The organism is Tepidibacillus sp. LV47 (assembly GCF_048381575.1).
Taxonomy (GTDB): Bacteria; Bacillota; Bacilli; order Tepidibacillales; family Tepidibacillaceae; genus Tepidibacillus.
The window spans coordinates 1-23,298 of the sequence record NZ_JBLWIF010000005.1 but is presented as its reverse complement, the minus strand read 5'-3'; the positions used below and the strand labels follow the sequence as shown (position 1 = coordinate 23,298).

General features: G+C 36.9%; 22 protein-coding genes and 1 other annotated feature. Of the genes, 19 read left to right on the top strand and 3 right to left on the bottom strand.

Going from position 1 to position 23,298, the window contains the following annotated elements; translation table 11 throughout:
• The first annotated feature begins 26 nt into the window (after positions 1-26).
• Positions 27-614, top strand: a complete 588-nt coding sequence (locus ACMW72_RS07210; protein WP_418368176.1) for a DedA family protein — start codon at positions 27-29, stop codon at positions 612-614.
• 70 nt (positions 615-684) lie between these two features.
• On the opposite strand, the gene ACMW72_RS07205 is transcribed toward ACMW72_RS07210, so the two are convergent.
• Positions 685-1,746 (bottom strand): YeiH family protein, encoded by a 1,062-nt coding sequence (locus ACMW72_RS07205; protein ID WP_418368175.1) that lies wholly within the window; start codon positions 1,744-1,746, stop codon positions 685-687.
• A 25-nt stretch (positions 1,747-1,771) separates the two neighbouring features.
• Complete coding sequence (locus ACMW72_RS07200; RefSeq protein WP_418368174.1) at positions 1,772-2,194, bottom strand: universal stress protein; 423 nt, start codon at positions 2,192-2,194, stop codon at positions 1,772-1,774.
• Between the two features lie 213 nt (positions 2,195-2,407).
• Here ACMW72_RS07200 and ACMW72_RS07195 point away from each other — a divergent pair, with 213 nt between their 5' ends.
• The 4 genes from ACMW72_RS07195 to ACMW72_RS07180 all read left to right on the top strand — a co-directional run bounded on the left by ACMW72_RS07195 (position 2,408) and on the right by ACMW72_RS07180 (position 6,765).
• Positions 2,408-3,304, top strand: a complete 897-nt coding sequence (locus tag ACMW72_RS07195; protein ID WP_418368173.1) for a LysR family transcriptional regulator — start codon at positions 2,408-2,410, stop codon at positions 3,302-3,304.
• Between the two features lie 107 nt (positions 3,305-3,411).
• Positions 3,412-4,716: a LysM peptidoglycan-binding domain-containing protein gene (locus ACMW72_RS07190; protein ID WP_418368172.1), complete on the top strand. Its 1,305-nt coding sequence runs from the start codon at positions 3,412-3,414 to the stop codon at positions 4,714-4,716.
• Between the two features lie 18 nt (positions 4,717-4,734).
• Positions 4,735-5,715 carry a phosphotransferase gene (locus ACMW72_RS07185; protein WP_418368171.1) on the top strand — a complete coding sequence of 327 codons (981 nt, stop codon included), beginning with the start codon at positions 4,735-4,737 and terminating at the stop codon, positions 5,713-5,715.
• Positions 5,716-5,760: 45 nt separating this feature from the next.
• Positions 5,761-6,765 carry a phosphotransferase gene (locus ACMW72_RS07180; RefSeq protein ID WP_418368170.1) on the top strand — a complete coding sequence of 335 codons (1,005 nt, stop codon included), beginning with the start codon at positions 5,761-5,763 and terminating at the stop codon, positions 6,763-6,765.
• On the opposite strand, the gene ACMW72_RS07175 is transcribed toward ACMW72_RS07180, so the two are convergent.
• Positions 6,758-6,919, bottom strand: coding sequence for a hypothetical protein (locus ACMW72_RS07175; protein ID WP_418368169.1), 162 nt, complete (start codon positions 6,917-6,919; stop codon positions 6,758-6,760). The genes ACMW72_RS07180 and ACMW72_RS07175 overlap by 8 nt on opposite strands.
• A 151-nt stretch (positions 6,920-7,070) precedes the next feature.
• Positions 7,071-7,292 (top strand) — a binding site (T-box leader).
• Between the two features lie 126 nt (positions 7,293-7,418).
• Between ACMW72_RS07175 and ACMW72_RS07170 the strand changes: the two genes are divergently transcribed.
• The 14 genes from ACMW72_RS07170 to ACMW72_RS07105 all read left to right on the top strand — a co-directional run bounded on the left by ACMW72_RS07170 (position 7,419) and on the right by ACMW72_RS07105 (position 23,218).
• On the top strand, positions 7,419-10,076 hold the full coding sequence (locus ACMW72_RS07170; protein WP_418368168.1) for a valine--tRNA ligase: 2,658 nt from the start codon (positions 7,419-7,421) through the stop codon (positions 10,074-10,076).
• A gap of 84 nt (positions 10,077-10,160) precedes the next feature.
• Positions 10,161-11,492, top strand: a complete 1,332-nt coding sequence (locus tag ACMW72_RS07165) for a bifunctional folylpolyglutamate synthase/dihydrofolate synthase (protein ID WP_418368167.1) — start codon at positions 10,161-10,163, stop codon at positions 11,490-11,492.
• Between the two features lie 16 nt (positions 11,493-11,508).
• The gene (gene murC / locus ACMW72_RS07160) at positions 11,509-12,903 is read left to right on the top strand and encodes a UDP-N-acetylmuramate--L-alanine ligase (RefSeq protein WP_418368166.1); all 1,395 of its coding nucleotides are present in this window, start codon (positions 11,509-11,511) and stop codon (positions 12,901-12,903) included.
• 266 nt (positions 12,904-13,169) lie between these two features.
• A complete protein-coding gene (locus ACMW72_RS07155) occupies positions 13,170-14,837 on the top strand; it encodes a GspE/PulE family protein (RefSeq protein ID WP_418368318.1) in 1,668 nt (555 codons plus the stop codon).
• Between the two features lie 12 nt (positions 14,838-14,849).
• Positions 14,850-15,875, top strand: coding sequence for a type IV pilus twitching motility protein PilT (locus ACMW72_RS07150; protein ID WP_418368165.1), 1,026 nt, complete (start codon positions 14,850-14,852; stop codon positions 15,873-15,875).
• Positions 15,876-15,898: 23 nt separating this feature from the next.
• Positions 15,899-17,110 carry a type II secretion system F family protein gene (locus ACMW72_RS07145; RefSeq protein ID WP_418368164.1) on the top strand — a complete coding sequence of 404 codons (1,212 nt, stop codon included), beginning with the start codon at positions 15,899-15,901 and terminating at the stop codon, positions 17,108-17,110.
• A gap of 103 nt (positions 17,111-17,213) precedes the next feature.
• A complete protein-coding gene (locus ACMW72_RS07140; protein WP_418368163.1) occupies positions 17,214-17,555 on the top strand; it encodes a competence type IV pilus major pilin ComGC in 342 nt (113 codons plus the stop codon).
• Positions 17,556-17,633: 78 nt separating this feature from the next.
• The gene (locus ACMW72_RS07135; protein WP_418368162.1) at positions 17,634-18,386 is read left to right on the top strand and encodes a prepilin peptidase; all 753 of its coding nucleotides are present in this window, start codon (positions 17,634-17,636) and stop codon (positions 18,384-18,386) included.
• Positions 18,387-18,411: 25 nt separating this feature from the next.
• Complete coding sequence (locus tag ACMW72_RS07130) at positions 18,412-18,861, top strand: type IV pilus modification PilV family protein (protein ID WP_418368161.1); 450 nt, start codon at positions 18,412-18,414, stop codon at positions 18,859-18,861.
• A complete protein-coding gene (locus ACMW72_RS07125) occupies positions 18,858-19,334 on the top strand; it encodes a prepilin-type N-terminal cleavage/methylation domain-containing protein (protein ID WP_418368160.1) in 477 nt (158 codons plus the stop codon). Before ACMW72_RS07130 ends, ACMW72_RS07125 begins: the two co-directional genes overlap by 4 nt.
• Positions 19,335-19,362: 28 nt before the next feature.
• Positions 19,363-20,919 (top strand): pilus assembly PilX N-terminal domain-containing protein, encoded by a 1,557-nt coding sequence (locus ACMW72_RS07120; RefSeq protein ID WP_418368159.1) that lies wholly within the window; start codon positions 19,363-19,365, stop codon positions 20,917-20,919.
• Between the two features lie 49 nt (positions 20,920-20,968).
• Positions 20,969-22,006 carry a type IV pilus biogenesis protein PilM gene (gene pilM / locus ACMW72_RS07115; RefSeq protein ID WP_418368158.1) on the top strand — a complete coding sequence of 346 codons (1,038 nt, stop codon included), beginning with the start codon at positions 20,969-20,971 and terminating at the stop codon, positions 22,004-22,006.
• Positions 21,996-22,568, top strand: a complete 573-nt coding sequence (locus tag ACMW72_RS07110; RefSeq protein ID WP_418368157.1) for a PilN domain-containing protein — start codon at positions 21,996-21,998, stop codon at positions 22,566-22,568. Before pilM ends, ACMW72_RS07110 begins: the two co-directional genes overlap by 11 nt.
• Positions 22,565-23,218, top strand: a complete 654-nt coding sequence (locus tag ACMW72_RS07105) for a hypothetical protein (protein ID WP_418368156.1) — start codon at positions 22,565-22,567, stop codon at positions 23,216-23,218. The genes ACMW72_RS07110 and ACMW72_RS07105 overlap by 4 nt, the downstream gene beginning before the upstream one ends.
• Positions 23,219-23,298 lie beyond the last annotated feature (80 nt).

The window sequence follows — 23,298 nt, the reverse complement described above, 5'->3', positions numbered from 1 at the left end:
AAAAGATATTGGAGAGATGGAAGAGAATGGCGAATATAGTATCAACGATTTTATCTTGGGTTATGGATTTAGGGTATTTTGGAATTATGCTAGGATTAATGGTTGAGGTAATTCCAAGTGAGATTGTATTAGCCTATGGAGGCTATTTGGTTTCAAAAGGGGAGATTACCATCGTCGGATCCGTGATTGCTGGGACAATTGGTGGAGTCTTTTCCCAATTATTCTTGTATTGGTTGGGATATTATGGCGGTCGTCCCGTGTTGGACAAATATGGGAAGTACCTGTTGATAAAGAAACATCACCTTGATCTGGCGGAAAACTGGTTTAACAAATATGGTGTAGGTGTTATCTTTACGGCTCGCTTTATTCCCGTGGTTCGACACGCCATCTCGATTCCAGCAGGTATTGCGAAAATGTCGGTATGGAAGTTCATCATCTATACCACATTGGCAATCATTCCCTGGTCGATCCTCTTTATTACGTTGGGGATTCAACTTGGAAATCGTTGGGATCAGATTGGAGACGTTGCCAGTAAGTATACCACACCACTAGCCATAACAGCAGTCGTTCTTATTCTTCTGTATTTTCTATTTAACATGAGGAAAAAAAGGTAAAAAAATAAACACAAAAAAGTCCTTGATCTTATTGCTAGATCAAGGACTTTTTTGTGTTATATAAGTCATTTTACGCAATAAAGAAAGCAAGAATGGAAAGGAGGATAGATGATATTAACATTGCAATTAAAGGTTTTAATGCCTTTGTGCGCAGGTCACGAAGACTAACGTTTAAGCCAAGACCCACCATTGCGGTTGTTAAGATAAAAGACGTAAAATTGGAAATGCCATTTAAAGTACTTTTTGAAATCGTAATATACTTCCCTAGAACATAGCTTCCAAATAAACTCATGAGAATAAAGCCAATTAAAAACCAAGGAAACTCAATTTTTGTATTTCCAGAAACTGCAGCATTTTTTCGATTCATCCAATACATTAAAATAAAACTTAAGGGTACAAGTAATAGAACCCTACCTAGTTTTGCTAATAAAGCGATTGCTAAAGCATCTTGGCCTGCTGGTGCTCCAGCTAACGCTACATGAGCAATCTCGTGAAGACTAATTCCACTCCATATGCCATATTGAATGTTTGAGAAAGGAAGAATAGGCCTTAAAATTGTATAAGTGATCGAAAAGACAGTTCCTACTAATGCAATAATACCTACAGAGATTGCTGTGTCGTCATCTTTTGCCTTTAAGATTGGAGAGACTGCGGCAATGGCGGCTGCTCCACATACCCCTGTTCCAACACCTAGAAGTAAAGACATAGAAGAATCAGCTTTCAGAAGCTTTCCTAACCATACCGTAACTAAAATAGCAAAAGTAATGACAAACAAATCGCGAACGATAAGTCCTAAACCTTGATGAATGACGACATCAATATTTAATTTTAATCCATATAAAATAATTGCGAACCGTAATAAACGTTTTGCTGAAAATTGAATGCCTGACCGAATTGCTTCTGGATAGCCGAAAAACTGACGATAGATTACTGCAATTATGATTGCACTAGCAAGTGGACCCATTCGATTAAATCCTGGTATCGTTGAAAGTGCAAATCCGAAAGCAGCGATTACAAAAGTAAAGGCAATACCTGCTAACCATAATCCTTTAGAATTAGAATTAGCTAAAGGTTTTGTAACAACCTTTACATCTAAAGGTTTTGTAACAATCTTTACATTTTGATTTTCCATGATATCACCTCTTTAATTTGAATTTTTACTTTTTAACGATTAATACAGGAATTGAAGATCGGTGCATTACCCCTTGTGCTACGCTACCTAAAAATGCACGATCAATGAATCCTCTCCCATGACTTCCAACAATAATGAGATCAACTTGCTCTTCTTTTGCAACATTGCAAATCGTTATACTTGCATGGCCTGTTCGATGCATAAATTGTACTCGGTCTTTCAAAGAAGAAAATAACCGATTCTTCACGTCGTTTTCAATTTGTCTTGTGATGGTTTCTTCATATCTGTCTACAACATTTGGTACGAGGTCATATGCATAATTTTCTTTAACAGTAACGTATAGCACAATAGCTGTTGCTTTAGGCCAAGCCTCTAAAAATTTTTTTGTCATTTTCGCTGCATGTTCAGAATACTCAGAGCCATCTGTTGCAAAAAGAATCTTATTCATTATAATCAACCTCCATGATCAAATTTTGTAAGTTCATGTGAAAAGTATTCATGAAACATAAACTTATAATCATTTGCTGCAATACAATTAGTAAGTATAAAGCAAATCTCTTCATAAATTAAATAAATCATTGTAATGATGATGATAAGTAAAAACTTATGTATGTGTGTATTATAATACGAGTAGTAGTTCTGTCTAGGGGAGGGTTTATCAATGAAACAATATTTAGAGGTATTTGTAATGGTCGCTGAGAAAAAAAATTTTTCTAAAGCTGCAGAAGAACTCCATATGACCCAACCAGCAGTAAGTCAATATATTCGAGCATTAGAGGAATCTATGGGTACCCGATTATTGGAGCGGAGCAATAAATATGTTCGTTTAAATAAAGCAGGAGAAATTGTTTTTCATTATGCAAAAGAGATCCTAGGGCTTTACGTAAAAATGCAGAATTCAGTTGATGATTTAATCAATAAGCCGACTGGTTCCATTATAATTGGTGCAAGCTATACATTTGGGGAATATATTCTACCGCACATTATTGCGCAATTACAACAAAATTATCCAGAAATTACTCCTTCAATTCAGATACATAATACGAAAGAAATTATAGAACTTGTATTGAATCATCAATTGGATGTTGGATTTATTGAAGGGAATTTAAAGAATGAGCACTTAACAAGTGAAGTGATCTTAGAAGATGAAATGTTTATCGTCGCTTCCCCAAAACATCCATTATTTAAAATGAAAAAAGAAATTTGTATTTCTAATTTAGAAGAAGAAACTTGGATTTTAAGAGAAATTGGATCAGGAACCAGAGAAGCTACAGAAAATTTTTTTCGAATGTATAAATTGAATCCGAAAAGATTGAGAGAGTTTGGTAGTACTCAACTTATAAAAGAATCTGTTGAGTCAGGTCTTGGAATCACTTTATTATCGCGATGGGCGATTGAAAAGGAGTTAGCGAACCATTCGATTGAAATTATTAATGTAAAAGGATTACCATTTAAGCGCGATTTTTCAATGATTACAAATACTTCCTATCAAATAAAGGCGTTAAAGACGTTTATCGATACACTTCATCACTATCTTGCAAATCAACAAAATTTCTAAGAAAGATAAAACTTTGTTAAGAGAAAAATTTATGATGGTAAAAGTTCTATTCTAGACAGCATGGTCATATATTTTATTCGAGGAAACCTATGCAAGGGGTGATCATGTTGTCGGAACAGCCATATATGAAATTCGAAATACGTGAGAAAGTAAATCAATTAAAAGAGAATAAAAGCTTTCATCAACTTGCGAGCTTAGAATTGCAACCAATTGTCAAAGTTTATGAATCAGAAAATAACATAGAAATTTCAGGTTATCTAGTATTGAATGGGGAATTTGCAAAAGATTATGTGAACGAAAAATGGGAAGAACAATACGAACAATCGGATGGGATTCATGCTGGATCTATTTTTGAACAACCAGAAGAGCCTTTGAATTTTCAATATCAAATCCCCATATCGATCCAAATCCAAGCAGATCGAGTGGTTGAACCATCACAAGTATTTGTCGACATCGATTTTTTTGATTATGAAATTTTATCAGATCATCAGATCGAATTAATTGCCCATATTAAATTACTAGGCGTTCATCCTTATAAAGAGCAGGACACACCCGTTGATTTCAATTATGACGACGAATCATCCCAAGATTATCAAGAAGGTTCAGCCAGTATTTCTTATGAAAAAGAAATAAATGAACAGCCCGCTATGGAAAATAAGGAAGAAACTGCACCAGAAGAAGGGCAAAAAGAAGCAGTAAAACAAATGGAAGACGATGAAAAGAAGGAGAAAGACATTGAAAAAATAGAAGCTAAGGAAGGTCAACAAGAAGAAATAGAACAAGTAGATGCAAAAGAGACGCAAGAAGAAGAGCAAACAGTCAACGAAACGATGGAAGATCAATCTACTGAGCAAGACCAAACGGATCCGCAAGAACCGAAGGAACAACAAGCCCCAAAAATGAAAATCGGGTTTAGACCGAAAGAAAGTGATCCAAAACAAAATGAAGTTACAGGTTCTAATCCTCTTTATTCATTAATTAAAAAAGAAAAACAACAATCCGTTACCGATGAAACGACAGAAAGTAAAATGGAGCAGTCATTAAGTATGGAAATAAATGAAAGTTCTCAAGACGAATCATTCAGTAAGAAAGAGGAAAAAACTGTAGAAGAAACGATAGAAGTGGTAGAAGAAAACGTGACAGAAGAAGGAGTTAATGAAAAAACAGGAAAAGAAGAAGAACCAAAAGATGAACAAGTAAGAAAAAAGAGCAAAAATTTATTGTTTAGTTTATTACAGAGTAATAAAGAATCACGAAAAACAATTAAACTCTACTTTGTGCAAAAAAATGATACATTAGAAAGCATCGCTGAAAAATATCAAATCAAGGTACAAACGATAGTAGAGAAGAATCATTTATCTGACCAAGAGATTCATGAAGGACAAATCCTTTATCTCCCGATTGGAAGGTAAAGAAAGGAAGTTAGCTCGATGACCCAATATCTTCTACTTGATCGGATCAAAGAAAATTACGATTTAAACATCGAGAAATGGGATCACTACCAAGGTAGCTATAAACTATATACCAATCGGGGGATTAAATTGGTAAAGGTCTGGAATGATGATGAAACACTTTCTAGCGCCTTTCACCTTCGTGAACAATTAGCCTATAGCGGTTTTCGGACCATTGATCGGTTTATTCGTACCACATCAGGTGAGCCATATATTCTTAATGGTGATGAATATCTAGTCATTACAGATTGGATCGATGGTCGAATCCCGCAAGTAACCAATGAAAATGATCTGAAAAGACTAGGGAAACAAATCGCAAAACTCCACTTGAGTTTGGAAAAAATTCATACAGACCAAGACTTTGAACCATGGTCGATTCAATTTGATCGTGGTTTACAACATTTACGTCAGATCAAGGACAAGATTACCGCAAAAAGTAAAAAAAATTCTTTTGATGAAACGGTATTATCCTACCTTGATTCACATCTGCAACAGGTAGTGCAGAGTATTTTAATGGCAAACCAAGTGGAAAAAATCAGCTTTCACTCCGGTAGACAGCCCCAATTATGCCACGGGAATTTGGAATTAAAATGGTTTCGCATCGATACGTATCAAGAACCATGGCTCATCCATTTTGGGATTCCAGTTTATGATATACCAGCGTATGACGTTGCGAAATTCCTTGTTCACTTATATTTGAAGGCAGAGTATCAAGAGAAGTCGTTATTCCAATTTCTCGAAGGCTATCAAGAGATGATGCCACTAGATAAAGAGGAGAAACTGTGGATTCTAACCTATATCACATTTCCCCATCATCTTTGGAAATTTCTATACATGTGCTATTTAAGTGGTTTACAGCAAAAGAGATTTATAGATGAACAACAATATTTTCAATTGATCGATTTACAAAAACAACTAGAGCAATTATATCGTACACTTTATCAATATTTTCGACTTTAGTGCAACCCTCAACCCATAAACACTGCTTTTAAAGGGGGCCTAATGATGTCACATATAAATGGCCTAGAAAGGACAGGTATCCATCCCCACGTATTTCAGGAATACGATTTTTTGATAGAAAAAGCTGAAATGCACCATTCTACTATTAAACTTACCACTCAATTAGGAGAATTTTCCGTAAAAAAAACAAAGATGAAACCAGATCAACTCGATCGTATGATTGAAGTATTAGGGTATTTAGACACTCAAAATTTTTTAGTGAATCAAATCGTCAAAAATAAATTTGGCGATCCTTATATACCTGTGAAAGATGGGCTTGTCTATGTAAAAAAATGGGTAGAGGGGAAACATCTAAAACTTAATTCTCATCCCCACTTTTTAGCAGCCATAATGGTTATGGCCAAACTGCACAAATTGGGATTAAATTTTTCACCTCGGAATTCTTCTCATTACCCAAGTATGAATGAAATTCAGATTCTAAATACTTGGAAACAGCGAATGATCTGGATCAAAAAATACCACAAACAATTAAAACGAAAGTCAGGTTTAACGACATTTGAACATGTACTATCTACCTATATTCCTTTTTTAAAAGACTGGGCTGAAGAAGCGATTGAACAATTAGAGCAATGGGTGATTGAATATCATTCGATTAGGGACTTAAGAAGAACCATTTGTCATGGGAATTATCATCATCGAAACTTAATCCTTCATCAAGAGAAAATCGTCGTGTTAGATTTTCATGGAGTCTCTTATGACACCCCTGTTCGGGATATCGCCCCATTTATACGCCGATATATTTTAAATAAGGAAAACCGTACCTGGGCTTTTGAGTGGTTAGAAGCTTATCAAAACATTATGCCTTTAAACCAAGCAGAAAAAAGCTTGCTAGCTATTTTTCTCCTTTTCCCTGAACGGATGTTTTCTTTCATCAAAAAATATGAAGAGAAAGGAAAACATGGATCGGAAGAACATGATCTAAAGAAACTACAGGTTCGCTGGGCACAGATGCGAGAATTGATTTGGTTTATTGATCAATATCTCAAATGATGTTCATCATAATGCTAATATAGACGATAAAAAATAAAAATAGGATAAACACGTCAAAAGGTGTTGGAAAGAATACCGTTCGTAAAAACTGAAGAACAATTAAAGGGAATAAAATCACGCGAAATGCTTCGCGAAATTTTTTGTATTTATTCATGGTACTCACTCCTACCAAGATTTCTATCCATATGTTATGCTAAAATTTGTATATCCGTTCCCTTGATCTCAGATTGGAAGGGGATTTGACTTTAGATAGAATACTGTTTACAATATTAGATAAACGAATAAATATTCTACAAAGATACTTTTAAAAAACGATGATCGGGAGGAGTAAGTAACCCTTTCCTTTAAGAGAGGGAAACTCTTGGCTGAAAGGTTTCCCAAGGAAAAGTTACTGAAGGTCGCCCTGTAGTTATCCATTTGAAGTAGGAGTAAAATGGATCGGAATCATTCCGTTATCAGATTGAGTGCATGAGAGAGGGATCTTCTCATGAACAAAGGTGGTACCGCGAACTCTTTTCGTCCTTTGAGATGAAAAGAGTTTTTTATTTAATATAAATACACTCCCAAAAGTCGCTGCTTTTACAATACCCAAATCTAAATAAACACGTGTAAATCCAACATGAAAAAGACTTAAAAAAATGGAGGAGTAAGAAATGGCGGAAAATCTCGAATTGCAAATTTCTACAACTTATGATCCAAAAGATATAGAAAAAAAATGGAGTCAGTTTTGGTTAGAACATGATTTCTTTCAAGCAGGAAAAGACCTAAGCAAACCACCCTATTCCGTTGTGATTCCACCCCCAAACGTTACAGGGATGTTACATATTGGACATGCATTAGATTTTACATTGCAGGATATCATTGTTCGAATGAAAAGAATGCAAGGTTATGATACCCTTTGGTTGCCTGGAACCGACCATGCAGGGATTGCGACTCAAGCAAAGGTAGAAGCCAAACTTCGCCAAGAAGGGATCAGCCGTCATGAACTTGGTCGGGAAAAATTTCTCGAACATGTTTGGGAATGGAAAGAAAAGTATGCGAACCGTATCCATGAGCAATGGGCAAAATTAGGTTTGTCTCTTGATTATTCTCGTGAGCGCTTTACCCTTGATGAAGGACTTTCAAAAGCCGTTCGCAAAGTGTTTGTTAGCCTCTATGAGAAAGGTCTTATCTATCGTGGAGAATATATCATCAACTGGGATCCTGAAGCAAGAACTGCTCTATCAGACATTGAAGTAGAGTATAAGGAAATCAAAGGTGCCCTCTATCATATGCGGTATCCTTTAAAGGACGGAAGTGGTTATATTGTTGTTGCAACCACTCGTCCAGAAACGATGTTAGGAGATACTGCTGTTGCTGTCCATCCAGAAGATAAGAGGTATCAACACTTAATTGGTAAAACAGTGGTTCTTCCAATTGTAGGTAGAGAAATACCAATCATTGCCGATGAGTATGTGGATCGCGAATTTGGTAGCGGTGCTGTGAAGATTACTCCTGCTCATGACCCCAATGACTTTGAAATTGGCTTGCGTCATAATTTACCAAGAATCCTTGTCATGGATGAAGCGGGCAGGATGAACGAAAATGCAGGCAAATATCAAGGACTTGACCGTTTTGAGTGTCGAAAACAAATCGTCAAAGACCTTCAAGAACAAGGTGTTTTGTTTAAAATTGAAGAACACATTCATTCAGTTGGCCACAGTCAACGTACGGGAGCGGTGATCGAGCCATATTTATCGACACAATGGTTTGTAAAAATGAAGCCTCTAGCTGAACAAGCGATCAAACGGCAAAAGAGTGGCAATGGGGTACAGTTCGTACCTGAACGCTTTGAAAAAATCTATCTCAATTGGATTGAAAATGTTCGCGATTGGTGTATTTCTAGACAACTTTGGTGGGGACACCGTATCCCTGCATGGTATTGTGAAAATTGTGGGGAGACGATTGTTTCTATGGAGGATCCAACGACTTGTACAAGTTGCGGTCATGACCATTTAAAACAAGACGAAGATGTTTTAGATACTTGGTTCAGTTCTGCCTTGTGGCCATTTTCAACGATGGGTTGGCCTGAAAAGACGGCTGATCTTAACCGGTACTATCCAACCAATCTTCTAGTAACTGGTTATGATATTATTTTCTTCTGGGTTGCTCGAATGATCTTCACTGCCCTTGAGTTCACTGGCGAAAATCCATTTAAAGAAGTTTATATTCATGGGTTAGTTAGAGATAGTGAAGGGAGAAAAATGTCCAAATCCCTTGGAAACGGGATTGATCCCATCGAAGTGATTGAGCAGTATGGTGCTGATGCACTTCGTTTCATGATCTCAACAGGAAGTACACCTGGGCAAGATCTCAGGTTTCATTTTGAACGGGTGGAAGCGGCCCGCAACTTTGCTAATAAGATTTGGAATGCTTCTCGTTTTACTATTATGAATTTAGGTGACTTCAAGATAGAAGATATGGACCTTAGTGGCCCATTAACAACAGCAGATCATTGGATTTTGCATCGCTTGAATGAAACCATCAAGGATGTCACTCGTTTATTAGATCAGTATGATTTTGGTGAGGCTGGAAGAATTTTAACCCACTTTATTTGGGATGAATTCTGTGATTGGTATATTGAATTATCCAAGTTGTCTTTATATGGGGATGATGAAACAGCGAAAAAGACAACCAAATCCGTCTTAACCTATGTTCTCGATCATACCTTACGCTTATTACACCCATATATGCCGTTTATTACGGAAGAAATCTGGCAACATCTTCCTCATGAAGGTGAGAGCATTTCCGTAGCCAAATGGCCTGAATACCGTAAAGAATTCGTCAATGAGCAAGCGGCAAAAGAGATGACCTTATTAATGGAAGTAATTCGTTCTGTTCGTAATATTCGGGCTGAAGTGAATGTACCATTAAGTAAAAAGGTTCAATTAATCATCAAACCAACGAATGAAGAAAACAAGGCAGTTTTAAATAAGGGTATTCGTTATATTGAGCGTTTCTGTAATCCCGAAACTTTAGAGATTTCAACGAATGTAGAACCACCTGAAAAAGCCATGTCTGCTGTTGTGACCGGTGCAGAAATCTATCTTCCATTAGCAGGATTAATCGATATTGAACAGGAAATGAAACGGTTAGAAAAAGAACTAGAAATACTGAACTTTGAAGTAGAACGAGTTCAAAAGAAATTGTCCAATTCAGGATTTATTTCCAAAGCTCCTGCTGATGTTGTAGCTAAAGAAAGAGAAAAAGAAAAGGATTACCTTGAAAAACGGGAAAAAGTCCTGACAAGGATTCAAGAATTAAAAGGTTAAACGAGAAAAAGGGCGTTTTTAGGAGTGTTTTCCTATTCATAAAGATTTAGTAAAATCATACTATATTGAAGAGGATGGGGGAAAATGGGGAACGTTCTAGTCAAAACAAAAGAAGAAGCGATCTCTTGGATTCATGGCCGGGAGAAAGTAGGAATAAAGCCTGGTCTTGAGCGAATGGAATGGATGTTAGAGCGGGTTGGCCATCCAGAGCGCCATCTAAAGTTTGTTCATGTAGCAGGAACGAATGGAAAGGGTTCAACCGTTAGCTTTATCAGCCATGTCCTTCGTAGAAGCGGGTATACCGTTGGTACATTTACATCACCATACTTAATTGATTTTACCAATCGGATTCAAGTGAATGGTGAAGATATTTCGGGAAAAGATCTGGTTGCTATCCTCAACCAGGTCATTCCCCTAGCTGAAGAGTTAGAGCAAAGCGAGTTAGGTGGTCCCAGTGAGTTTGAAGTGATCACCATGGTTGCAATCCTCTATTTTAGTCAAATCGCAAAACCTGATATTATTATTTGGGAAACAGGTTTAGGTGGACGGTTAGATTCAACAAATGTCGTGTATCCCCTTGTATCCGTCATTACCAATATCGGCTATGATCATATGGAGTATCTTGGAAGTGATTTAAAACAGATCGCAAAGGAAAAAGCAGGGATTATTAAATCGGGCGTTCCTGTTGTGTCAGGTGTGGAACAAGAAGAAGCAAAAGCGGTGATCTATGAAGTGGCTAAGGCAAAAAAGGCTACCGTCTATCAGCTTGGTGAACAATTTTCCACCGTCATAAATAAAATACATCATAGCGGAAGCAAATTCGATTTTCAAGATATATTCTTAACTATGCCGAACATTGAAATTTCCATGATTGGATCACATCAAATCAAAAATGCTGCCATTGCACTTATGACCCTTGAAATATTACGTCAATATTATGCATTTTACATTGAAGAAGATTCCGTTTATACTGGAATGAAGCATACCTTTTGGCCTGGTCGGCTTGAGAAGGTGTTAGAGAATCCTCTAGTGATCTTAGATGGTGCTCATAATCCAGAAGGAGCAGAAAGTTTAGCTGAGGCGATTCACTTATTTAACTACAAACGGCTTATTTTAGTCACTGGGATTCTAAAAGATAAAGCGATTCAACAATTTTATCAACCACTTCTGCCATTAGCGGATGAACTGATCATTACTGAACCAAAGTTTCCACGGGCTAAGGAAGCTTTAGAAGTGGCAAAAATCGTTCATTCGATTGGTGGGGCAAGCCATGTTCTTGTACAAGAGAATTGGAAAGATGCAGTTGATATGGCGATTCAAGAGGCAAATAAGGATGATTTAGTCATAATTACAGGTTCTTTGTATCTGATATCCGATGTTAGGAAATATATACTTGAACATTATAAAAAGAGTTAAAGGGTTGGTGAATAAGGTGAATAAGTCACAACGAGTACATTTTATTGGGATCGGTGGCTATGGAATGAGCGCGATTGCACGAGTCATGCTTGATATGGGTTATCAGGTGAGTGGCTCAGATATCGCTAAAAAGGAACTCACGGAAAAACTCCGTGCTAGGGGGGCTAATATTTTCATTGGTCATCAAGAATCAAACATCGCCGGTGCAGATTTAGTGGTTTTTTCCACCGATATCCCAAAAAATAATGTAGAATTATTGGCGGCAGAAAGACGAAATATTCCCCTTATTCACAGGTCGGAAATGCTCGCTCGTTTATTAAATGCAAAAAAAGGAATCGCTGTTGCTGGTGCTCATGGAAAAACTACAACTTCTTCGATGATTGCCTTAATCATGGAAAGAAATCATCTCGATCCTACTTTTGTCATTGGCGGAGAAGTGATAAATATGGGGAGCAATGCAAAAGCTGGCAAAGGGGATTTTGTCGTAGCAGAAGCTGATGAAAGTGATGGTAGTTTTTTACAATATTATCCTTATATTGCCGTTGTGACGAATATCGAAGCCGATCATTTAGAAAACTATGACGGTAAATTTGAAAATTTGAAAAAGGCTTATTTTACATTCTTACAACAGATAAAACCCGATGGTTTTGCTGTATTAGGATATGATGATCCTTCGATTCAAGGGATGTTACCTGAACTAACGGGAAAAGTCATCACCTTTGGACTAGATCAAAAGGCAGACATGGTGGCAAAGGATTTACAATTTGTCGATCGCAGCTCGTCCTTTACTGCAGTCTACCGAGGAAAGACTCTAGGGAGGGTCCAATTATCTGTTCCTGGTAAACATAATGTATTAAATGCTTTAGCTGCATTAGTTGTTGGATTAGAGACAGGAATTTCGTTTACAGGAATTGCAGAGGCTTTACAGGAATTTACTGGTGCGAAACGAAGATTTCAAGTGATTGGAGAGTATAATCAAATGACCGTTATAGACGATTATGCTCACCATCCTACCGAAATTCAAGCAACAATTAGTGCAGCAAAAGCAACAGGGAAACGCATTATTGCTGTTTTTCAACCCCAACGATACACAAGGACATTTTTCTTATTAGATGCCTTTAGTCGTGCTTTTTCCGAAGCCGATGAAGTGGTGATTACCAATATTTATTCTCCTGCTGGTGATCGACAAATTGAAGGAATTGATGCAAAGAAGTTGGTTGAATTAATTAAGAAAAATAGTAATGAAAATGTGAAGTTTTTCCCTACTAAAGAAGAAGTGTTAGAATATTTAAAAGAAGTGGCAAAACCAAATGATCTCATCCTAACAATGGGGGCAGGAGATATTTGGAAGGTAGCTTATCAACTCGCTGAGTTTTGGAAGGAAAAAAAGAAAGAGAGAGAAAAAAAATAAGCTACGATATAATCGGAAAAGAATATTTCTCCACAAAAAAGTGACTCGTAACGCATGTCACTTTTTTTGTATTATCAAATAACTTTTCAAAAATATTTCATTCTCTATAAAAATAAGAAATGATATGATAGACCTATGAAGTTAGACTTATTTTGCTAAAAAGGGGGCTTCAAGATGAAAGAAAAACAGTTCGGTGATTTTTTGGAAAAAAGGATGATACACAAACAATGCAAGAAATGAAAAAGGGAGAAATTCCAATGGAAATGATGCCTGCTAAGAAAATGAGAAAACGCATTGGTGATCTGCTTGTCGAAGCGGGAATCATTACCAAAGCTCAACTTGAAGAAGCTCTTCATGAACAAAAAAAATCAAAAAAAAGGCTAGGAGATATCCTGATTGACAAAGGCTATGTTACCGAACAACAAATGATTGAGGTCCTCGAATTTCAATTAGGAATTCCCCATGTGAGCCTTTACCGCTATCCAATCGATCGTAATCTTATCCAGATTATCCCTGAAAAATTAGCAATTAATTACCAAGTGATTCCAATTAAAAAGATTGGAAATAAATTGGTAATTGCGATGGCAGATCCCCTAGATTATTATTCAATTGAAGATTTAAGAATGACCACAGGTTTTCAAATTGAACCGGTCATTGCGACAAAAGAAGAATTATCTAGGGCGATTGATCGTTACTATGGGATTCAAGAAACGGTAAATGAGATTATGCAAAATCTTCCAAAAGAGGAAGAAATGGATGAACAGTTGCAATCCGAAGATGCTCCAGTGAGCCGAATGGTCAACCAAATCATTCAAAATGCGGTGAAACAACGAGCAAGTGACATTCACTTTGACCCCCAAGAAAACGAACTTAGGGTACGGTTTCGAATTGATGGTCAAATACGCACAGAACAATTTTTGCCAAAACACATGCAAGGCATCATTACGTCAAGGTTAAAAATTATGGCGCAATTAAATATTGCCGAAAAACGTTTGCCACAAGATGGTAGAATTCAGATAGAAGTGGATGGTCGCCCTATTGATATTCGAATTTCTACATTACCTACTGTTTATGGTGAGAAAATCGTACTACGGATCTTAGATTTAAGTCAGGCTATTAAACAAATCGAACAAATTGGTTTTTCCAAAACCAATGCGGAAAAGTTTCGGAAAATGATTCATAAGACGTATGGCATCATCCTAATCACAGGGCCTACAGGTAGTGGGAAAACATCCACACTGTATGCAGCATTAAATGAGTTAAATCGTGAAGATGTCAATATTATTACCGTAGAGGACCCAGTGGAATATCGAATTGCTGGGATCAACCAAGTCCAAGTAAATGAAAAAACAGGCCTTACCTTTGCAAGAGGATTACGTTCCATTCTTCGCCAAGACCCAAACATTATCATGGTTGGTGAGATTCGCGATCTGGAGACGGCAGAAATTGCAATTCGTGCGGCTTTGACTGGACATCTTGTTTTAAGCACGATCCATACCAATGATGCCGTCACAACAGTTACCCGTTTAATCGATATGGGCATTGAACCATTTTTAGTATCATCTGCGGTAACAGGTGTTGTCGGTCAACGATTGGTGCGCAGAATCTGTACGGATTGTGCTGTTCCATATGAACCAAGCGTAGAAGAGAAGCAGATTCTTGAAGAATATCGGATCGAAGTGACACAGCTTCTGAAAGGAAAAGGGTGTGTCAAATGTAATCAAACCGGTTATAGAGGACGCACCGCTATTCAAGAATTATTAATTTTAGACGATCGATTGAAACAGATGGTGATTGAAAAACAACCTGATTCTGTATACCGTCAATACCTAAAAGAAAATGGATTTACGACAATGTTTGAAGATGGTCTTGAAAAAGTGAAACAAGGTTTAACAACAATCTCAGAGGTTATACGAGCAACCTCCAAGGACTAAAGGAGATGAACCATGTATACCATCGAGGAATTGATGAAAGAGGCTTTTGAAAAAAAAGCCTCTGATCTTCACCTTACCGTCGGAGCAAAACCAACGTATCGAATTAACGGGAAATTAACACCGGTTGATGTTCCCCCTCTTACACCAAATGACACGGTAAATTATCTAAAAGCAATCACGACAGAGGCCCAATATCAAGATTTTTTGCAAAAAGGAGAAATTGATTTCTCTTATGGTTTAGCAGGAATCTCTCGTTTTCGAGTGAATGCGTACCAACAAAGGGGAACAGTTAGTCTTGCGATTCGTGTAATCCCAACAACAATTCCTTCATTGGAAAGTTTGGGAGTACCTAATGTAGTTCATTCTCTTGTCGAAAAACCACAAGGACTTGTTCTTGTAACCGGTCCGACTGGCAGTGGGAAATCTACCACTCTTGCGGCAATGATCGATCACATTAACCAAACCCAATATAAACATGTGATTACCTTAGAAGACCCTATTGAATATCTCCATCGACATGGAAAATCATTGATCGATCAACGGGAAATTGGCGTCGATTCATCAAGTTTTGCAACAGCTTTGCGAGCTGCATTACGCCAAGACCCAGATGTGATTCTAGTCGGTGAGATGCGAGATCTTGAAACGATTTCAACTGCGATTACGGCTGCAGAGACAGGCCATTTAGTTTTAGCAACATTACATACATCAGGGGCTGCGAATACGATTGATCGAATCATTGATGTCTTTCCTGCTCATCAACAGCCACAAATTCGTTTGCAATTAGCATCGGTGCTATTAGGAATCATTTCTCAACGGTTATTACCAACCATTGATGAATCAGGTCGGGTAGCCGCAATGGAAATTCTTATAAACACTCCTGCAGTTGCCAATCTTATCCGTTCGGAAAAAGTTCATCAGATCCAAACGGTCATGCAAACGGGAAAAAGTTTCGGCATGCAAACGATGGAAATGGCGCTTCAACAACTAGTAAAACAAGGAAAAATTGATGAATATACAGCAAGACAATATTATATTTAACTGAATAAAGTGGGTGAAGCAAGGTGGCCCGTTTTCAATATATAGCTGTTGATAACAAAGGAATACGTACAGAAGGGACCATCGAAGGGAATTCACAAGAGATTGCTATTGCGGAATTAAAGAAACAAGGAATGTATGTATTACATATCAAACAGGATAAAATGTCCTTTTTGCAGAAAGAGATTATCCTCGGCAAGGTTGTCAAGATTGAAGAACTGGTTGTGTTCACAAGACAACTTGCAACATTAATTAAATCTGGTGTCACTATTGTTGATTCGGTGCGAATACTTGGTGAACAGACAACAAATAAACAATTTCGAAAAGTGATTCAGCAGATTGAGTATAGTCTTCGAAATGGAGAACCCTTTTCGTCGACACTTGCAGAGCATCCGAAAGAATTTCCGTCCATTTTTATCAATATGGTCCGAGCAGGGGAGACAGCTGGTAATCTAGACGAAACCTTAAATAGTGTGGCTGAGTTCTTTGAGAAGGAGTATAAAACGAGATCAAAAGTCAAATCAGCTATGACCTACCCGATTGTAATTAGTATTTTGGCGACATTGGTTACCATTTTCCTTTTGCTTAAGGTTGTACCGAATTTTGTCAAATTGTATCAAGATTATGGTGCTAAACTACCCCTACCGACAAGAATCATTATTGGGATCAGTAACATAATTGTGGATGGTTGGTATGTCATATTTATCCTCGTCATTTTAATAACAGTTGGATTGGCCATATTCAAAAAAACTGGTCAAGGTCGATATTATATCGACTATCTTAAGTTAAAACTGCCGATCTTTGGCAAGTTAATCCAAAAGGCAGCGATGGCCAGATTTGCTCGAACCTTAAGCGCCCTATTAAAAAGTGCAGTACCGATTCTGCAATCATTAACAATGGTAAGCCAAGTAGTGGAGAATGAGGCAGTTGCTCGTCCGATCCGGGAAGCAAGGGAGAGTTTGCGTCAAGGAAAATCCCTACATGAACCATTGAAAGATCATTGGGTTTTTCCGCCTTTAGTCACCCATATGATCGCGGTTGGCGAAGAATCTGGAGCAATTGATGAAATGTTAAACAAAGTGGCTGAATTCTATGAAAATGATGTAGATACGATGACGGATCAATTGAAATCATTAATCGAACCATTACTGATCGTCTTGATGGCCGTCATTGTGGGAACCATTATCCTTGCCGTTATTATGCCGATGTTTGGAATCTATGACATGATCGGAAAGTAAGAACTTTTCCAAACACGTGGCCTGGAGTGCGATCCTTACAGGCCACTAAAAAGATATTATTATTTTAAAGTAAAGATAAAAAAAGAATGGGGAGGTGAGAAGGATGAATAGAAATTTATTTAGAAAACAGTTATCTAACCAACGTGGTGTGACGTTAATTGAGCTATTAGCGGTTATTGTTATCTTAGGGATAATTGCGGCGGTGGCTGTGCCTGTCGTTTTGAATCAAATAGATACAGCGAAAAAAAATGCAGGAGAAGCTGATAAGGCCATCGTTCTTGATGCAGCTCAAAGGTATTTCATTCAGCATAGCAGTGATGCAAACCCACCAGATAGCGTGGCAGTTTCTACGCTTGTAAGCGAAGGATTTCTTAAAGAAAAACCTAAGGGGTATACGGGGCCAGACCCTATAACCAAAGATGATTTAACAACTACTACAAACTAAACTATTACTAATCCATAGTGAAATTCCCCTCCATTTTGGAGGGGAACCCTATATTTTATTTTTGAGAGGTATAACCCTATGAATCTTTTATTTTGGGCATTATACATATTATTATCCTTATTCATCGGTTCATTTCTTAATGTTGTCGCTTTACGCATCCCAAAGGGAAAATCGATTGTTTATCCTCCATCTCATTGTCCTACCTGCCATCATCGTTTATCTGTATTTGACCTGATCCCGATTCTTAGCTATTTTGGTTTACGGGGAAAATGTCGCTATTGTGGGGCAAAGATCTCACTCATTTATCCTTTTGGCGAATTCCTAACTCTCGTGATTTTTTTACTAATTCCTTATTTTTTTGGAATTTCAAAAGAGCTTTATATCGCTTATCCGTTTGCAATGGTAATGATTGTTGTCACATTAAGCGATATTCGCTATCAAATCATCCCTGATAAAATCACTTATCCTGGTATTCTATTTTTTCTTGTCCTCCGTCTATTCATCCATCCTTTACCCTACCTGCATTATCTCTTAGGAGCATTGATTGGCGGGGGATTGTTACTGCTTATTGCTATCATAAGTCGAGGTGGAATGGGCGGAGGGGATATCAAACTCTTTTTTCTTATTGGTTTGGTCTTAGGATGGCAAAATACCTTACTAGCTCTTTTCCTCTCAACAGGAATCGGAGCGATCATTGGTGGACTTTTGCTATTACTTCGAATGATCAAACGGAAGCAAATGATCCCCTTTGGTCCATTTATTTTTATCGGTACTATGATTACCTATTTCCTAGGAAATCAAATATGGCAATGGTATTTAGGTTTATATTAAGTTTTCTTTAAAAGGGGGCATCCCAATGAAAAGACAAAAAGTGAATAATGAACTTGGGATGACGCTCGTCGAATTATTAGCTGCGATTACGATTCTAGCAATTATCGTTGGTCCAATGTTTCTACTGATTGGTCATGCTTATAACAACTATATCGAAGATCAGCGAAAAGTCAAAGCGTTGACGATTGCACAGCAGAAAATGGAAGAGGCAAAGACGAATCAAAATTGGTTAATGACCTATGATAAAGCTGGTTATGTTTTAGCCCAAGGGCCGGCCTACTTAGCAGATGATCAGAATTACTATATTGTCGACAACAACACCATTGATGGATCATATCAATATTTAATTCTCATGAAAACAAGTGATACGGATGTGGATTTCGTGAAAATAAAAGTCGAAGTGTTTTGGAAAGAAGTGAAACCGGAGCGACAAATCTCGTTTATCATCTCCGAAGCGAGGAGGCCAAAACCATGATTCGGCTTTCCGATCAAACAGGTGTGACATTGGTTGAATTACTAGCAGTCATTACGATTTTAAGCATGATCATCATTGCGATATCAACGGTGCAATTCCAATTTTTTCATGCTTATCGAGAAATTCGTGATGGTTCTTTTCAAAATGATGAGACTTCCTTCTTTATCCAGACTTTTTCTAATCAAGTTCGAAATAGTAGTGAGATTACAATTAGCGGGGATGATAAACAAATTAAATTGACACAAGATGGAACAACGGTTTTGTTTGCCTATGACTCTGTAGCAAAAACGATTACCTTTACAAAAGGAACACAGTCGATCGTTCTATTAAAAAATGTCATTGCATTTCTACCACAAAGAATAATCAATATGGGGAAAGTGGGTATTCAGTTAGATTTTCAAGTTCAATCTGGGAAACAAATGATCCCTTTTCAAATCAAAGCCTATTCTTATATAGGAACGAAAGCTTCATAAGAGTAGATTGGAAAGAGGGTGAGGTTCGATGATTCAGGTGAAAAAATGGTTTCGTGATGAGCAAGGAGCGGCACTTGTGATGGTGTTGGTTCTTGCAATGATGTTCGGTATATTAGGAATAAGTCTTATCTATGTTGGCATCACTCACCATGAAAATATTCTGAAAGATGAATTAAAGTTACAGGCCTATTATGCTGCAGAAGCAGGAATCATTCATGCGGTGAAACAAATTGAGAATGATCATAATGTGATTTTTCCATCAACACCGATTGTTGTATCGTCAAGTGACCCACAAGCAAAACTTCAATACACCTTACAAATCAAGGATCATAATGGAACCGCAATCACTGTTCAATCTATTGGAAATGCATATCGGAGCAATAAACTTCAAGCTACTGCAACGATATCGGTGAAATTGGATAAAAGTAAGCCGCGCGAGTTTCAAACGATTCCTTTTTTTAATTACTCGATTTATAGCAATGATCCATTGATTTTAGGCCAAGAAAAAGTAAATTTTAATAATTGGAAAGCTTCATGGAGTTCACCGATTATGAAATTTAGTTGGCAAACAAATGATCAAGCGATTTTAAAAAATAAAATTGAATCAGTTGGTAATATCTATTCTTCACAAGATATTAAACTCTATGACTCTGATCAGATCAATGGTTCCTCAAATAATCAATATCTAGGAATTAGACCAAAACTAATGGACGGCAAAATGACGACTCCATCCTCAAAAAATGTATATAAAACAGGATACAATATCATTTATTTGGATTTATGGTTATTCAAAATATATTACGTCGATAGCAAATCAAAAGATGAAAGAGATCCTAAAGGAAATTTATTGACAAATACGGAATTAAATAACCTTTACGGAGAAAATTTATCCATAGAAAAGAAAACGGAAGGAAATGTAGCTGAGGGAATCGCTCACTTAGAAAATGAGATTCGGGATAATCAAGATCGTTATAATATGAAAGAATATTCCAGTGATCTACACATCACAAAAACAAATACGGATCAATTAAATGGTTGGCTCCATGTAAAAGGAAATCTCATTATTGATGAAGGAGTAACGATTGAGCATTTAAATGATCTATTGGTGCTTGTTGATGGTGGAATTTATATTGGGGCAAAATCATCTCTAAATAGTAGTCCGGAGTACCATCCTGTAAAACTTCATGGGAATAATATTATTCTAATCGCAAAAGGGAATGGAAATCAAAACTGGAAGAACATTATTCAGAATCAATCTTCTATTCGAGATACTATTGCACAAAACTACGTTATACCATGGATTGGAGAGTACACAACATATCATACTAGTTCTTATATGAACAGTTATGCAAACGATCCGTCATTATTAAATCGTTTAAGTATCTTAATCAATGAAGGAGCAGAAATCGATGGATGGGTCATCGGGAAACAGGATGTCGTGATGGACTATCCAATAAGTAGTAGTGATGTTGAAAAAACAATAAAAATTAACGGGGGTATTGTCGGAGAAAAGATACTATTCCCTAAATCGATACAAATTGCAAAGGACTTATTTATTTATGATTGGAAAGTAGAATATAACTAGAAATGACAGTAAAAAGATATAGAAAAGCAATAGATGGAGAGGGGATGTCATGTTCGCCGCATTAAAAAAAAGATTAATGAAAAACATGCGCCAATTGGCTATTTGTTTTGAAGAAAAAATGATTCGCTTCATAGAAGTAACCTTAAATCAAGAGCGAATTGTTGAGATTCACCAGGCTTTTTCATTGGAGAATAAGCTGATGAATGAAGCAGGTCATGTCGACAAGGAAAGTTGGAAACGGTTTCTAAAAGAAACAGTAAAGCCATATAAAATCAAAGCTAAACAAGTTCATGTCGTGATTCCAACATCTAATGTCATCGTTCGTCAACATGTCATGCCCAATCTCCCAGAAAAAGAGTTAAAACAAATGATTCATTATGAGATTGGTAGTACCATTCACCTACCATTTGAATTGCCAGTGATCGATATCGCCAAAGTAAAAACAACGGAAGCAGTGTATAAAGATGATGGTCAAGAGGGATGTAAAGTGGTATTAGTTGCTGCTCCAGGTCAAATGATCTATCCGATTGTTGAGGGACTGGTCGATGTTGGATTTGAAGTGAAAAGCGTCGATATTCCTGCTACGAGTTTATATCGCTTGTTTAAAACGAATTATCCAGAACGAAAAGAGGAGCCGATGATTATTGCTGAGATCATGAATCATGGTGTTGACTTACATATCTTCGACCGAGGAATTTTATGGTTTACCCGTCATATCCAAATGGATTTTACTGAAGAACCCTCATTAATCGAGGGAACAATCAATGCCAAGGCTTTATTAGAGAGGATCCAATTTCAAGAATACTACCAATCTTTTGTGTTAGACTTAGCAAATGAAATGGAACGGGCGATGAATTTTTTCCAATATACATTAAATAACCGAGACCAAGCGATTAACAGTTGTTGGATCGTGTCAAAGCATAAGTTGAATGAAAATTTTTACCTTTATTTACAAAACAGATTGGAAATCGAGGTAAACCCTTTAATTTATCAACCTAAATCTACAAAAGTAATGTCTGAAGATTTGAGTGGCTATGACAAAGGAATAGGCACACTTTGTAGAGAGGTGACCAACCGTGGAAATTAATTTATTACCTCAAGTGCCTACAATGCAAAAATATCGTTTTCAAATCGCTATTGTCGTAGGTGTCATCGTTATCTTGTTTAGTGCTTTTGTTGGTTTTCAAATTTGGTATAAGACGAATCAAATAGAAAAACAAAAAATCATACTTCAACAGTTGAAAAGCGAACGGGAAACGAAAGAAAGTCAGTTAAATCAAGAACAACGAGTTATACAATTCATTAAAACCTATCAAAAAGAATATACTCGCTTAAAAGCAGCAGATATCAACTGGGTTCCGATCGTCGATGAATTAAGTAAAAGATTACCTAGCAATGGCCGTATTATCCAAATGAACTGGTCTGATGATGGAACCATTAAAATGGTAGGCGATTTTTCTTCATTAGAATCGATTGGTCAATATCTTCAATTATTGAATCAATTAGAATGGATTGAGCAAGTAGATTTTGTAAATGCACAGGCCCAAGATCAATCAACAAGTGGACGTTTTCAAGTGTTATTGAATGTGAAAATAAATCAGGAATCGCTCTACATGATCAATACCTTGTTGGGAGGGGATAAAAAATGACGGAAGGACGTAAAGCATTATTGTTGATTTTCGTCTTTTTTATCTTTATGGGTGGATTTTATTTTTACAAGACAGCAGGATTCAATAAAGAATTGAAGCGATTAAACGAAGAAATTGCAAAAGAGAAAGGTTTACTACAAAAAATTCAACAAGAAATGACGGGCATAAAAAGAGAACCTAAAATCGATGATGTCGCCAAATATGCAGAAGCCCTCCCTGCCGAAATCGGAAATGCGCAGATCTTACAATTTTTTCATCAAGTGGCGATGAAAAATAAAATCGAAATTCTTACCTTAGACTTTGAGGATCATCAGCAATATGAGGAAAACAAGCAAATGAATCATAATGATTCCTCTAATGATAAAAAAAACAATAGGAATCCAAGTCAAACCACTGATTCTGGTGTAAAAACGGTAAAGATTAACCTAACTGTACGAGGAGATTTTAATCAATTACGTAATTTCGTTCAGGATATTTATCAATCCACACGAATCTTTCATCTCGCTAATTGGCAATGGTCGGTATCAGGGAATTCGCCTGTGGTACAAATGGTATATAAGACTTATTATTTTCCTCAACTTGAAAAAGAATTGCCACGACTTAAACCGATTCCTACCTATGAACCTGCGAATCGAAATAATCCAACATAAATGCAAAGTAAAGGCAGACTTGATTTTTGATATGCTCCCCTTAAGGTAGACAGATAAAAAATAAAAATTCTGTTTATCTT

Coding starts and splice junctions, on each gene's coding strand:
- ACMW72_RS07195 (WP_418368173.1), top strand. CDS start 2,408: ATGAAACAATATTTAGAGGTATTTGTAATGGTCGCTGAGAAAAAAAAT.
- ACMW72_RS07135 (WP_418368162.1), top strand. CDS start 17,634: ATGAATCTTTTATTTTGGGCATTATACATATTATTATCCTTATTCATC.
- ACMW72_RS07180 (WP_418368170.1), top strand. CDS start 5,761: ATGTCACATATAAATGGCCTAGAAAGGACAGGTATCCATCCCCACGTA.
- ACMW72_RS07170 (WP_418368168.1), top strand. CDS start 7,419: ATGGCGGAAAATCTCGAATTGCAAATTTCTACAACTTATGATCCAAAA.
- ACMW72_RS07150 (WP_418368165.1), top strand. CDS start 14,850: ATGTATACCATCGAGGAATTGATGAAAGAGGCTTTTGAAAAAAAAGCC.
- ACMW72_RS07175 (WP_418368169.1), bottom strand. CDS start 6,919: ATGAATAAATACAAAAAATTTCGCGAAGCATTTCGCGTGATTTTATTC.
- ACMW72_RS07120 (WP_418368159.1), top strand. CDS start 19,363: ATGATTCAGGTGAAAAAATGGTTTCGTGATGAGCAAGGAGCGGCACTT.
- ACMW72_RS07130 (WP_418368161.1), top strand. CDS start 18,412: ATGAAAAGACAAAAAGTGAATAATGAACTTGGGATGACGCTCGTCGAA.
- ACMW72_RS07210 (WP_418368176.1), top strand. CDS start 27: ATGGCGAATATAGTATCAACGATTTTATCTTGGGTTATGGATTTAGGG.
- ACMW72_RS07200 (WP_418368174.1), bottom strand. CDS start 2,194: ATGAATAAGATTCTTTTTGCAACAGATGGCTCTGAGTATTCTGAACAT.
- ACMW72_RS07155 (WP_418368318.1), top strand. CDS start 13,170: ATGCCTGCTAAGAAAATGAGAAAACGCATTGGTGATCTGCTTGTCGAA.
- ACMW72_RS07105 (WP_418368156.1), top strand. CDS start 22,565: ATGACGGAAGGACGTAAAGCATTATTGTTGATTTTCGTCTTTTTTATC.
- pilM (WP_418368158.1), top strand. CDS start 20,969: ATGTTCGCCGCATTAAAAAAAAGATTAATGAAAAACATGCGCCAATTG.
- ACMW72_RS07185 (WP_418368171.1), top strand. CDS start 4,735: ATGACCCAATATCTTCTACTTGATCGGATCAAAGAAAATTACGATTTA.
- ACMW72_RS07205 (WP_418368175.1), bottom strand. CDS start 1,746: ATGGAAAATCAAAATGTAAAGATTGTTACAAAACCTTTAGATGTAAAG.
- ACMW72_RS07140 (WP_418368163.1), top strand. CDS start 17,214: ATGAATAGAAATTTATTTAGAAAACAGTTATCTAACCAACGTGGTGTG.
- ACMW72_RS07165 (WP_418368167.1), top strand. CDS start 10,161: ATGGGGAACGTTCTAGTCAAAACAAAAGAAGAAGCGATCTCTTGGATT.
- ACMW72_RS07125 (WP_418368160.1), top strand. CDS start 18,858: ATGATTCGGCTTTCCGATCAAACAGGTGTGACATTGGTTGAATTACTA.